General features: G+C 73.2%; 11 protein-coding genes. All 11 read right to left on the reverse strand.

What is annotated here, in order from left to right; translation table 11 throughout:
• Positions 1–69: 69 nt before the first annotated feature.
• The 11 genes from HF519_RS02965 to HF519_RS03015 all read right to left on the reverse strand — a co-directional run bounded on the left by HF519_RS02965 (position 70) and on the right by HF519_RS03015 (position 12,714).
• Positions 70–1,044, reverse strand: coding sequence for an LLM class flavin-dependent oxidoreductase (locus tag HF519_RS02965; protein WP_169410058.1), 975 nt, complete (start codon positions 1,042–1,044; stop codon positions 70–72).
• Positions 1,045–1,158: 114 nt separating this feature from the next.
• A complete protein-coding gene (locus tag HF519_RS02970; RefSeq protein ID WP_169410059.1) occupies positions 1,159–2,424 on the reverse strand; it encodes a TetR-type transcription factor C-terminal domain-containing protein in 1,266 nt (421 codons plus the stop codon).
• Positions 2,425–2,605: 181 nt separating this feature from the next.
• Positions 2,606–4,138 carry a class I adenylate-forming enzyme family protein gene (locus tag HF519_RS02975; RefSeq protein WP_169410060.1) on the reverse strand — a complete coding sequence of 511 codons (1,533 nt, stop codon included), beginning with the start codon at positions 4,136–4,138 and terminating at the stop codon, positions 2,606–2,608.
• Positions 4,139–4,162: 24 nt separating this feature from the next.
• Positions 4,163–4,915, reverse strand: coding sequence for an SDR family NAD(P)-dependent oxidoreductase (locus HF519_RS02980; protein WP_169410061.1), 753 nt, complete (start codon positions 4,913–4,915; stop codon positions 4,163–4,165).
• 53 nt (positions 4,916–4,968) lie between these two features.
• On the reverse strand, positions 4,969–6,234 hold the full coding sequence (locus HF519_RS02985; protein WP_169410062.1) for an aldehyde dehydrogenase family protein: 1,266 nt from the start codon (positions 6,232–6,234) through the stop codon (positions 4,969–4,971).
• Entirely contained in the window at positions 6,231–6,686 is a 456-nt protein-coding gene (locus tag HF519_RS02990) for a PaaI family thioesterase (RefSeq protein WP_169410063.1), read from the reverse strand. Before HF519_RS02990 ends, HF519_RS02985 begins: the two co-directional genes overlap by 4 nt.
• Before the next feature lie 13 nt (positions 6,687–6,699).
• A complete protein-coding gene (locus tag HF519_RS02995; RefSeq protein ID WP_169410064.1) occupies positions 6,700–7,587 on the reverse strand; it encodes a TIGR03619 family F420-dependent LLM class oxidoreductase in 888 nt (295 codons plus the stop codon).
• Positions 7,588–7,644: 57 nt separating this feature from the next.
• Positions 7,645–8,811 (reverse strand): acyl-CoA dehydrogenase family protein, encoded by a 1,167-nt coding sequence (locus HF519_RS03000; RefSeq protein WP_169410065.1) that lies wholly within the window; start codon positions 8,809–8,811, stop codon positions 7,645–7,647.
• A 41-nt stretch (positions 8,812–8,852) separates the two neighbouring features.
• The gene (locus HF519_RS03005) at positions 8,853–10,064 is read right to left on the reverse strand and encodes an acetyl-CoA C-acetyltransferase (RefSeq protein WP_169410066.1); all 1,212 of its coding nucleotides are present in this window, start codon (positions 10,062–10,064) and stop codon (positions 8,853–8,855) included.
• A gap of 4 nt (positions 10,065–10,068) precedes the next feature.
• Positions 10,069–11,775 (reverse strand): branched-chain amino acid ABC transporter ATP-binding protein/permease, encoded by a 1,707-nt coding sequence (locus tag HF519_RS03010; RefSeq protein WP_169410067.1) that lies wholly within the window; start codon positions 11,773–11,775, stop codon positions 10,069–10,071.
• A 51-nt stretch (positions 11,776–11,826) separates the two neighbouring features.
• Positions 11,827–12,714 carry a branched-chain amino acid ABC transporter permease gene (locus HF519_RS03015; RefSeq protein WP_169410068.1) on the reverse strand — a complete coding sequence of 296 codons (888 nt, stop codon included), beginning with the start codon at positions 12,712–12,714 and terminating at the stop codon, positions 11,827–11,829.
• Between the last annotated feature and the right edge of the window lie 54 nt (positions 12,715–12,768).

Raw genomic sequence — 12,768 nt, forward strand, 5'->3', positions numbered from 1 at the left:
GGCCTCCAGTCGTGACGGTGGGTAGCGACGGGGTCGCCGCAGGACGGGGGCGGTCGGTCGTGGCGGGCCTCATCGGGAGAACCGCGCGATGACCTCGGCGAAGGCGCCGATGCTGTCCAGCACCTCTCGCTGCTCGAGCCCGGGCCACTGCATCCGCACGATGAGGTGCGATGTCGCGAGCTCGGCGGCGTAGCGCTGCACCTGCTCGACGCAGTCGGCGACGCTGCCGAGCACGAACGAGTCCTGGCTCAGCTCGTCGAAGTCGCCGACCTCGTGACCCCATCGCGCGTACGCCTCGTACTTGGTGGTCAGCGCCGGGCGGGCGGTGCGGATGGCGGCCTCCCGGCTGCCCGCGACGTAGGCCTCCCGGAGCAGCGGGAACGCCTTGGACCCGGGCCGGACGCCGTCGGGCAGCGCATCGCGGTAGACCTTCTGCCGCCGGGCCACCGCGGGCAGTGACAGCTCGGGCGAGGCGAGCCACTCGTCGCCGATGCGGGCGGCCTGGCGCAGCCCGCGCGGTCCGGTCGCGCCGATCCAGACGGGCACCCGCTCCCCCTGGATCGGGCGGAGCCGCAGCCGCGCGTCCTCGAGCGCGAACCGGGATGTGCGGTGGGTGACCGGAGCGCCGCTCCAGAGGTCCCGCAGCACCTGCACCGTCTCGGCCAGCCGCTCCAGCCGCTCGGCGCGGGGAACGCCGAAGGCCCGGAACTCCTCGTCGCGGTAGCCCGCGCCCATCCCGACGATGAGCCGGCCGTCGGCCAGCACGTCGAGCGTCGCCAGCTCCTCGGCGAGCAGGACCGGCGGGTAGAACGGCGCCAGCAGGACCGACGTGCCGATGTGCATGTCCCCCGCCTCGGACAGCAACCGGGCGAGCAGCGGGACGGGCTGCAGGAACTGGAAGTCGGCGAGGAAGTGCTGGAAGGCCCAGACCGAGGCGAAACCCGCCTCGCGCGCGGCCCGCACCTGCTCGAGCGTCTCCGCGACCCGGGTGCGGGGATCGTCTCCCGGCAGGAACTGGCCGGCGAGGGCTAGACCGAATTGCATGCGGGCCTCCTGGCGCGACATCGGGTCCGGAGGCGAGATACCGTCCAGACAGTATACCTTCTACCAGGCGCCGACCCGGTCACCTCGTAGCACTTCAGGACACAGCCGGCCCGCTCAGCCGCGGGCCGACACCCCGTTCAGCACCAGCCGCGCCAACGCCATACCCAGGTCGTCCGGGGAGAGCCGGCCTCCCGGCCGGTACCAGCGGTAGGTGGAGTTCAGCAGGCCGATGATCGTCAGGGCCGCGACGCGGGGATCGGAGACGGCGAGCTCACCACGGTCCCGGCCCCGCATCACGGCGGTCTCCAGGAGGCCCTCGAACTCGTCGCGACGCGTCAGGACACGCTGCCGTGCCTCCGCCGGGAGGTACTTCATCTCCTCGCTCGCCACGGCGACGGCGTCGCGGTCGGCGGCGATCACCCGGAAGTGCGCGACGATCATGCGGGCGATCGTCTCCGTCGCCGGGGCGTCGTCCCGGTCGGCCCCGGACAGGGCGGCCACGCCTCGCCCCACCACCGTCTCGTGGATCCGGACCAGCACCTCCTCCTTGTGACCCACGTGGTAGAACAGCGCGCCCTTGGTCAGGCCTGCGGCGTCGGCGAGCTCCCGGGTGTTCGTCCCGTGATAGCCCTTCTCCCGGAACAACCGCCCGGCTGCACTGACGATGCGCCCCATCGGCTGCGCCCGGTCGGGGCCCGGGGCCACGGGCGGGACTCCGGCGGGCAGCGCGGGGTCGAGCGATGCCGGGGCCGCGCCGGGTCCCCGCGGCGCCAACCCGCGGAGGAACAGGTCCGCGATGAGTTCCGCCAGCTCGTCGGGGCCGTGTCGTCCGTCGGCCCGGTACCAGCGATAGGTCTCGTTGATCGCGCCCAGGATCCCCAGGGTCGTCAGGCGCAGGTCCGGCACCGTGAGATCCCCGGCCGCCACCCCGTCGGTCAGGATCCCGTCGAGGACCTGCTCGTAGGCCTCACGGCGGGCGACCACGTCCGCCCGCTTGCGCGGGCTGAGGTGCTTGACCTCCTCGAAGAAGACCTTCACCTCCTGCAGATGATCGGCGATCATCCGCATCTGGGACGCGATCATGGCCCGGATCCGCTGCTCCGGGCTTCCGGAGTGGGTGCTCACCTCCGGCAGCAGATCGCGCATCCACCTGTCGTGGATCTCGAAGAGCAGGTGCTCCTTGCTGCCCATGTAGCGGTACAGCGTCCGCTTGGTGATGCCGGCCGCCGCGGCGATGTCGTCCGTCGTCGTGCCCTCGAAGCCCCGGGCGTCGAACAGCTCCGTCGCGGCGTCGAGGATGCGCCGGCGGCGTTCCTCCTCCGCTTCGTGTCCGCGGGCGGAGGCCTCCGCCTCGCCCCGCGCCGGAGCCGGCCTCACCACGTGTGCTCCTTCGACGAACGGAGGCACGGAGCGCGCCGCACCTCGGAAGGGATTGCCTGCGACGCGGGCGACCGCGGCCCTCCCGCGGGAGAACCCAGCCTAACGACCGCCGGCGCCGCGCCTGCAACAGGGAACACCGGGCCCGGGGCGCCCCCGGTGGCCGGGAGCGCGTGCTGTCCGTTCAGCGGGCTGCCCCCCGCAACCGGCTGCGCCACTCGTCGAGCAGGCTCGCCTTGACGAACTTGCCCATGGAGTTCTTGGGCAGCGTGGGCAGGAACTCGACGTAGCGCGGGCGCTTGTAGCCGGCCAGTCGCTCCCGGCAGGCGTCGAGCACCGCGTCGACCGTGACCTCCGCGCCGGGCCGGGGCGCGATGAACACGCACACGGTCTCCCCCCACTTCTCGTCCGGGACCCCGAGCGCGCAGACCTCCTGGACCCCGGGCAGGCCCGTCACCGCGTTCTCGATCTCCCCCGGGTAGATGTTCTCCCCGCCGCTGATGATCAGATCCTTGACCCGGTCCACGATGGACAACCGGCCGTCGGCGTCGAGGCACCCGACGTCGCCGGTGCGGAACCAGCCGTCCACGAAGACCTCGGCGGTCAGCTCCGGGTTGCCGTAGTAGCCGTCGGCGCAGACGAGCGAGCAGATCTCCACCTCGCCCAGCTCCCCCGCGGGCACCGGACGGCGCTCGGGGTCCACCACGCGGACCATCGAGCCCGCTGTCGGGCGCCCGCAGGACGACGGCGCCGCCACCAGGTCCTCACCCACGCAGGCCGTCACGCAGGTGGCCTCGGTGAGGCCGTAGACGCCGCCGGCCGGGACCGGCAGCCACTCCGCCAGCCGCGCCAGCGTGCCGGCCCGGATCGGGCTGCCGCCCCACAGCGCGTACCGCAGGCTCGTCGGCGGGTGGTCGCGGTGCGCGGGTTCGGCCATCAGCATCTCCCACATCGTCGGGGCCAGCGCGGTGTGGGTGACCTGCTCCGCGCACAGGTCGCGGATCAGCCGGGCCGCGTCGAACTCCCGATGCATGACCACCTTCGCCCCCTGCATCCAGGCCGGGACGGTCAGGCCGTAGAACGCGGCGCTGGTGAGGGGGAAGGCGTAGAACACCGAATCGTCCGGTCGCACCGGCATCATCGCGAGATAGCCCCAGGCCATGTACATGTTGCTCTGGTGGCTGCGCACCACGCCCTTGGGCGCGCCGGTGGTCCCCGAGGTGTAGTAGATCGCCTGGATGTCGGCCCCGGACACCGGCACCGACGGCGGCGTGCCGAACCCCTTCCCGACCAGCATCTCGAACGAGCACCCCTGCGTCGGGTCGCCGCCCACCCGCACCAGTCGCACCGTCGGGTCCGCCGTGCCGGCCCGGGCCAGTGGCTCCAGCGCCGCGTCGTGGATCAGCACGGCCGGCCGGGCGCTCACGAGGACCGCAGCCACCTCGGACGCGGTGAGGCGCCGGTTGACCGGCACGATCACCAGCCCCGCCTTGGCGGCGGCGAGGAACACCACGACGTGGGCGGCGTCGTTGAACAGCAGCGTGGCGACCCGGTCGCCGGGCGCGGCACCCGCCGTCAGCAACGCGTCGGCCAGCCGCGTCGAGGTCTCATCCAGCTCCGCGTAGGAGTGGCGGCGCCCGTCGGACACCAGGGCGGTGCGGTCGCCGAACAGCTGGGCGCCCCGGCGGATGACGTCGCCGATCGTGCAGCGTTCCACGGTTCCTCCAGGATCGCTCGGGCCTCAGACGGCGGGGCTGCCGGTGGCGTAGATGGTCTGGCCGGTGACGAAACCGGAGTCCGGGGAGGACAGGAAGGAGATGACCGCCGCGATGTCCTCGGGCTTGCCGGTGCGCTTGACGGCGGCCCGCTCGGTCATGGCGGCCACGAGGTTCTCCCAGGAGTCGCCGGTCTTCTCGATGATGGCCCGCGTCATCGCCGTCTCGACGAAGCCGGGCGCCACCGTGTTCACGGTGATCCCGAACCGGCCGAGCTCGATCGCGAGGGTGCGGGCCATGCCCTGCAGGCCGGCCTTCGCCGCGGAGTAGTTGATCTGGCCGCGGTTGCCCAGCGCCGCGCGCGAGGACAGGAACACGATGCGGCCGTAGCGATTGGCGACCATGTGCTCCTGCACGGCCTGGGTCACGTAGAAGCCGCCGGTCAGGTGGGTGGCGAGCACCAGGTCCCACTCCTCGTCGGTCATCTTGTGCACCAGCGCGTCCCGGGTGACGCCGGCGTTGTTGACCAGGACGTCGATGCGGCCGAAGCGCTCGACGGTCCGGGCGACGGCGTCGCGGACCTGCGCCCGGTCGGTCACGTCGCAGGCCAGTGCGAGCCCGGGCCGGGGCAGATCGGCCACGGCCTTCTCCGCGTTGTCCAGGTCGAGGTCCAGGGCCACGACGTGCGCGCCGTCCTCGGCCAGGCGGTGCACGGTGGCCGCGCCGATCCCCTGCCCGCCTCCGGTGACCACGGCGACCTGACCGTCGAGCTTCGACATGACGACTCCTTCAGTGAGGGGGGCGGTCGGCCCGCCCGGGGTGACGCCGGGTGTCATCGGGAGAACACCCGGCCGAGGTGCTTGGGGCCCTGCCAGAAGGTGGGCGGTTCGCCGGGGTCCGGGCGCCAGACCCAGCCCGACCGTCCGTAGCCGCCGAACGGGATGTGCAGCGAGTTCGCCGTTCCGGGCCGGTTCACCGAGACCAGACCGAACCGCCCGGTCACCGGCGCGTCGACCTGCTCGAGGGCGGGCGCCCCGCGCAGCCGGGCGGCCACCGCCTCGGCGCCCCGGCGGCCCCACACCGACGCGCTCAGCCCCATCGACGACGCGGCGGCCAGCTCGACCGCCTCGTCGTCGTCCTCGACGGGGGCGACGTAGACGACCGGGCCGAACACCTCCTCGGTCATCGCCCGCATCGCCGGGGTCAGGCCGGCCACAACGGTGGGACGGGCGGAACCGTCCGCGTCGAGCTTGCCGGTCACGACCTGCGCACCGTGGGCCACCGCGTCGTCCAGCTGCTCGCGCAGCCGGGCGAGCACCCCGGTGTGCAGGATCGGCCCGACGTCCACCCGCGGATCGGCGGGATCGCCGACCACGAGCTCCGCGGCGGCGGCCGCGAGCCCGTCGACGACCTCGGCGTAGCGGCTGCGGGCCACCAGGATCCGTTCGGGCGCGACGCACGCCTGTCCCGAGCCGTAGGCGTACTTCATCGCCGTCAGCCGGGCCGCGACGTCCGGCGCGGCGTCGGGCAGGACGAGCGCGGGATCGTTGCCCGGGCCCTCGACCACCACGACCACGCCGGCCTCGGCGGCGCCGCGGAAGCCCCACCCGGCCCGGTCCGATCCGTAGAGGCAGACCCCGGCGCAGCCGGGGTCCTCGGCGGCCGCGCGGGCCAGCTCCCGCCCGGGGCGATCGTCGACGACGACCCGATCCGGTCCCACGAGGTCGTGCAGCACGGCGAGCATGGCCGCGGCGATCCGGTCGGCGCCGCGCGGGAACCGCAGCCGGACGTGGTTGCCGGGCAGCACGCAGTTGAGCACCGGGACCAGCGCCCAGTACCCGATGTTGTAGGACAGCACGCAGAGCAGGTACCGGTCCCCGCCGTTCCGGCCGGTCAGCGGTGCCCGGCCGGCCGCCGGGTCGGCGCCGGTCGCGGCCCGCGCGGCGTCGGCGAGCAGGCCCTCCCGGTCGCGCCGGACCGACGCGGCCGGGTACCCGCGCTCGGCGACGATCGCGGCGTCGAGCTCCGGTGCGTGGCGGGCCAGCACGCCGGGCAGCGCCGCCAGCACCTGCGCCCGTCCCGGCATCGCCGCCGTCATGGCCGCACCCCGGCGGGCTGCGGCGGGCGGACCAGGAAGTTGCCGGAGCCGGTCGCGACCACGCTGCCGTCGTCGGTCATGACCTCGGCCCGCACGGTGGCGACCGTGCGGCCGGCCCGCACGACGACGGCCTCGCACTCCAGATCGGCGTCCACCACCGGGCGGACGTAGTTCACGTCGAGGTTGATCGTCGCGGTGCCGCGCGGGTGGACCGCCGAGGTCACGGCCCAGGCCATGGCCATGTCGATCAATGTCGCGGTGACGCCGCCCTGCAGCACCCCGGCGTTCTGCCGGTGCGCCGGGCGGAACGGCAGCCGCAGCCGCGCCCGTCCGTCGCCGCATGCCACGAGCCCGACGCCGAGCGTCGCCGGGAAGTATCCCGGTGCGAACGCCTCGGCGATGTAGGCGTCCAGGGACGCCGCGAACGCGCCCGCGTCTCGGAGGGGTTCCATGGTTCGGCTCGCCTCAGGCCGTCATCGTCGCGCCGGCCCGGCGGAACAGCGCCGCGAGCTGCTCGGCGGAGCGCAGGTAGCCCTCCAGGGTGCGCTGCCGGGGCTCGCCGACGACGTGGGTCACGCCGAGGGCCTGCAGGCGCTCGATGCAGCGCAGGATCCCGTCGTGGTCGTCCTCCAGGCCGTCCCACATCGCCCGCACCGAGAGCACGAACTCACGTTCGGGCCGTTCGGCACGCAGCTTCTCCAGCTGCTCCACCAGGTCCGCGGGCAGCCCGGAGGTGCCGCGCAGGATGCCGTGCCAGCCGTCGCCGGACCGGATCGCGCGGCGCAGTGCGGGCGGCGCGTGCCCGCCGACCCAGATCGGGATGTGCCGCGAGGGCTGCGGCTTCATCCGCATGTTCGCGAACCGCACGCCGTGCACCGGGAACTCCCCGGTCACCGGGTCCTCGGTCCACAGTGTCCGCATCATCTGCAGCGCCTCGTCGGTACGGGGACCGCGCTCGGCGAACGGGACGCCGAGGGTGTCGAACTCCGCCTCCAGGTACCCGCCGGCCACGCCGACGATCGTGCGCCCACCGCTGAGCAGGTCGATCGAGCTCAGCATCTTCGCCGTGACGACCGGGGGCCGCATCGGCAGCACGATCACCGACAGCCCGAGCTCGATGCGGCGGGTGGCGGCCGCGACCCAGGTCATCGACACCAGCGCCTCGTACTGGTAGGCCGACGGCGGATAGTCCGCACCCTGCTGGACCACGAGGTGGTCGGACAGCCACGCCCCGGCGAACCCGAGATCCTCGGCGTGCACCGCGGCCCGGGCCATGTTCTCCCCGGACGCGGCGGGTCCGGCCTGCGGCAGGTGCACACCGGCGGTCAGGGCGCCGCCGGATGCGACGCTCACGGGAGACGGGCTGGAGGCCATGGGGATCTCCGTTCGATGATGGGTGGGTGCGGGCCGTCAGTAGGAGCGCGGCAGGTCGAGCACGTGGCGGCTGACGTAGTTGAGGACCATCTCCTGGCTCACCGGGGCCAGCCGCATGAGCCGCGCCTCCCGGAAGTAGCGCTCGACGTGGTACTCGCGGGCGTAGCCCATGCCCCCGTGGGTCTGCAGGGCCTGGTCGGTGGCGGTGAACGCCGCGTCGGCGCACAGGAACTTGGCGGTGTTCGCCTCCCGCCCGCACGGCATGCCCCGGTCGTAGAGCCAGGCCGCCTTGCGCGCGACGAGCTCCGCGGCGTCCAGGCGCATGGTCGCCTCGGCCAGGGGGAACGCGATCCCCTGGTTCGACCCGATGGGCCGGTCGAAGACGATCCGTTCCCTGGCGTACTGCACGGCCCGGCGCACGCCCGCCCGGCCCAGGCCCAGCGACTCGTGCGCGAGCAGGATCCGCTCGGGGTTGAGCCCGTCGAGCAGGTAGCGGAAGCCCTCGCCCTCCTCACCGATGCGGGCCTCGACAGGCACCCGCAGGTCGTCGATGACCACCTCGTAGGAGGCCACGGCGTTGCGGCCCATCTTCGGGATCGGTGAGACCTGCACGGCCTCCGGGTCGATGTCGACGAGGAACAGCGACATGCCCTCGGTCGGCTTGCGGACCTGGTCCCGGGGGGTCGTCCGGGCGATCAGGATCATCTTGCTCGCCAGCCCCGCCTTGGTGATCCACACCTTGCGGCCGCGGATGACGTAGGAGTCGCCGTCGCGCCGCGCGAAGGTCGAGATGCGGGTCGTGTCGGTGCCCGCGTCGGGCTCGGTGACCCCGAAGCAGACGTGCAGGCTGCCGTCCGCGGCGGCCGGCAGCACCTCCTGCCGCAGCGCCTCGGTGCCGTGCTTGACCACGGTGTTCAGGCCGAAGATCGTCAGGTGCATCGAGCTGCACCCGTTCATGCCGGCCCCGGAGGCGGCGATCTCCTCGAGCATCAGGGCTGCCTCGGCGACACCCTGGCCCGCTCCGCCGTACTCCTCCGGGACGGCGATCCCGACCCAGCCCGCCTTCGCGAACGCGTCGTAGAACTCCGTGGGGAACTCGTGCCGCTCGTCGCGGGTCGCCCAGTAGTCGTCGTCGAAGTTCGCCGCGAGCTCCCGGACGGCCTTCTGCAGGTCCTGCTGGTCCTCGGTGAGCAGGAAGTCCATCGCTTGATCCCTCTCGTCGGGGTCGGTCGGTGTGCGGGCGCTCAGCCGAGCCGCTCGAGCACGAGTGCCATGCCCTGGCCGCTGCCGACACACATGGTCACGAGCCCCACCTGCGCGTCGCGCGTCTCGAGCGCGGTGAGCAGCGTGGTCATGATCCGGGCACCGGTCATCCCGAACGGGTGGCCGAGGGCGATCGCGCCGCCGTGCACGTTCAGCCGTTCCGGGTCGACACCGAGCTCGCGTTGGCAGGGGATCACCTGGGCCGCGAACGCCTCGTTGATCTCGACGAGGTCGACGTCCGAGATGGACATCCGGGCCCGGGCCAGGGCGCGACGGCTCGCCTCCACCGGCCCCAGGCCCATGATCTCCGGCGAGAGCCCCGAGACGCCGGTCGCGACGATGCGGGCCCGCGGGGCCAGCCCCAGCTCCGCCGCCCGGACATCGCTGGTGATCACCACGGCGGCCGCGCCGTCGTTGAGCGGGCAACAGTTGCCGGCGGTCACCGTCCCGTTCGGACGGAAGACCGGGGCCAGGGCGGCCAGCCCCTCGGCCGTGGTGGCCGGGCGGGGCGACTCGTCCGCGGCGAACACCGTGCCGTCCGGCAGCGTGACCGGCGTGATCTCCCGGTCGGGGACGCCGGCGGCCAGCGCCGCGGCGTAGCGTTCCTGTGAGCGCAGCGCGAACTCGTCCTGCTCACGCCTGCTGACGCCGCACAGCGCCGCGACGTTCTCCGCGGTCTGGCCCATCGCCAGGTAGAAGTCGGGGAGTCCGCCGGTCCGGCGCGGGTCCGTCCAGGCGCCGTCGCCGCCGGCCGCCCGGACCGCAGACCGCTCCCGCGCCGCGGCGAACAGCGGGTTGTCCGTCGCGGGCGTGGGCATCTGGGTGTACCGCGACACGCACTCGACGCCGACGGAGAGGAACGCGTCGCCCTCACCGGCCTTGATGGCGTGGAACGCCATCCGCGCGGTCTGGACCGACGAGGAGCAGGCCCGGCTCACGGTGGCCGCGGGCAGGGTGTCCGCGCCCAGCAGCACGGCGACCCGTCGCCCGAGGTTCTGGGCCTGCTCCCCGGTCTGGTTGGAGACCCCCAGGTAGAGGTCGTCGAGCTCGTCCGCGTCGAGTCCCCGCGCCTGGTCCAGCGCGGCGCGGGCGACGGTGGCGGCGAGGTCGTCGGCCCGCATCGCCGCCAGGGCGCCCTTGCGTGCCCGGCCCACGGCGGTCCGGGTGGCCGCCACGATCACTGCCTCGACCATCGGCTCAGCTCCCGAAGTAGGTGGCCGCGAGTTCGCGGTCGGAGACGATCTCGTCGGTCGGGCCCTCGCGGACGAGCCGGCCGTCGGCGAGGAACGCGATCCGGGTGCACACCTGCGTCATCACGTCGATGCTGTGCTCGACCAGACAGATGGTGGCGCCGTTGGCGACGGTCTCGCGGAGCAGCGCGAGGATGCGCTCGCGCCCCTCGGCGTCCAGTCCGGACATGGGCTCGTCGAGCAGGTAGCAGTGCGCGTCGGTGGCCAGCAGCCGCCCGATCATCAGCAGTTTCTGCTCGGCGTAGGACAGGTTGCCCGCGAGGGTCTCCGCGTGCCGGGCCAGGCCCAGGTACGCCAGGAGTTCCTCGGCCCGCCGGCGACGGTCGGCCTCGGCGCCACGACCGGGCAGGCGCAGGATGCGCTCGTCGGCCAGCGGGGTCAGCGAGACGAGCAGGTTGTCCCGGCAGGACATCCCGGCGAACAGCCGCATGTCCTGGAAGGACCGCACGATGCCGGCGCGCGCCCGGGCGTCCAGCGACACCCCGGTGATGTCGCGGTCGCCCAGGAAGACCCGGCCGGTCTGTGGCGTGAGCAGCCCGCTGAGCAGGTTGAACAACGTCGTCTTCCCGGCGCCGTTGGGACCGACGAGGCCGGTGATGACGCCCGGCTGCAGCGTCAGCGAGACGTCGTCGACGGCCTTCAGCCCGCCGAACGCGATGGACACGTTCTCGCAGCGCAGCACGCCGGCGGCCGCCCCGGCGGCGGTCCGCGCGAGCGGCGAGGCGGGCGGGTCCACCTCGTTGCGGGGGGCCGGAGCGGCGTCCGCCGGGGCTTCGGGCACCTCCGGCTCCCGGCGCCGCCGCCCGCCCACCAGACCCTGCGGCCGGAACCGCAGGAACAGCAGCACCAGCACGGAGAACGCGAGCCCGTTCACCGCGCCGACCAGCGAGGTCGGCAGGGCCAGGAAGCTCAGCGCCTGCGGGATGAGGACGATGACCGCCGCCCCCAGGTACGGCCCCCAGAACGCCGCGAGCCCGCCGATGATCGTGAGCGACAGGATCTCGATCGACCGGTCCAGCCCGAACTCCGCGGGGCTGATGAAGCGCAGGTGCACCGCCAGCAGCCCACCGGCAGCACCGGCGATCGCGGAGGACAGGGCGAACACCTTGACCTTCGCGGTCGCGGTGGCCTTGCCCAGGGAACGGGCCGCCAGTTCGTCCTCGCGCAGGCTCTCCAGCGTCCGGCCGAACGGCGAACGCACGAGCGTCCGCAGGCCCACCGTCACGACCGCGCACAGCACCCAGGCGACGATGATCACCTGCGGGGCGGAGAGGGTGAGGCCGAACAGGTCCGGCCGCGGGATGCCGACGAGCCCACCCGCGCCGCCGGTGATCTCCAGGATCGAGAACAGCCGGACCGCGGCGACCTGGAACGCCAGCGTGAGCAGGACCAGGTAGATGTCGGTGACGCGGCGGGCCGCCACGCCGAGCACCAGGCTGAGCAGCCCGCACAGGGCGAACGCGACGGCCAGCGCCGGCAGGAAGCTCCACTCGCCGTCGCGCATGAGGACCGCGGTGGTGTAGGCGCCGACACCGAAGTAGGCGCCGTGGGCGATGGAGAACAGCCCCGCGTACCCCATCAGCAGGTTGAACGACAGCCCGAGGATGACGAAGATCGCGAGCAGGGAGAACAGGTTGTTGAGGTAGAAGCTCATCGGGCTCCGGCTCCCTTCCCGGTCGGTGACGGTCCGGCGGTGGCGGTCGGGTCAGGCATGCCGCACCGTCGCCCTGGTCAGGCCGTGCGGCCGGGCGACGAGGAAGACGAACAGCAGCGCGAACAGGACCAGGTGGGCCCATTCGGTGGGCAGCCGGAAGGCCGCCACGCTCTCGACGAGGCCGATCACGATGCCGCCCAGCAGCGCGCCCGGCATGCTGCCGACGCCGCCGATGACCAGGGCGATCACCGCCATCACGAGCAGCTCGAAGCCCATCGAGGGCCGCGTCGGCGTCTGCACGGCCAGCAGCACCCCGGGCATGGCCGCGACCACCGAGCCGACGAGGAACACCCAGAGGTAGGTCCGCTGGATGCGGATGCCGAGGGTCTCGGCCCGCATCGCGTTGTCGCCCACCGCCCGGAAGGACAGCCCGACGGGTGTCCGGGTCTGCAGGACGTACAGGGCCACGAACACGACCACGCTGGCCGCCAGCACCAGAAGGTCCCAGCTGCGGATCACGAGCGGCCCGACCGCGACGGTCCAGTCCAGGAACGCCGTCGGCGGGACCGCCTTCGCGTCGGAACCGAAGCCGAGCTCCAGCAGGCTCTGCCCGAGCGTGAGCACCGACAGCGAGGCGACCAGCTGGGCCATGTGGCCGGCGCCCGCTCGGCGCAGCGGGCGGTAGACGAGCAGTTCGACGCCGACGCCGACCACGCCGCCGACGGCCAGGCTGAGCACCGTCGCGACCAGGGCGCCGAGCCCGGCCGCCGCGAACAGCCACCAGAAGCTGTAGGCCGTCGCGACCAGGGCCAACCCGTGGGCAAGGTGGAAGATGCCGGTGGCCGCCATGATCAGGCTGAGCCCGTAGGCGAACAACCCGTAGAGCAGGCCCAGCACGACGCCGTTCTTGACGAGCTGCAGGAGCAGGTCCAGATCCATGCTTGATCCTCGATTGTGGACGTGCCCCGGGACGGCGCGGCGCGTGCGGGGTCG

The sequence above is a fragment of the Pseudonocardia bannensis genome, assembly GCF_012911875.1.
GTDB classification, from domain to species: Bacteria; Actinomycetota; Actinomycetes; order Mycobacteriales; family Pseudonocardiaceae; genus Pseudonocardia; species Pseudonocardia bannensis.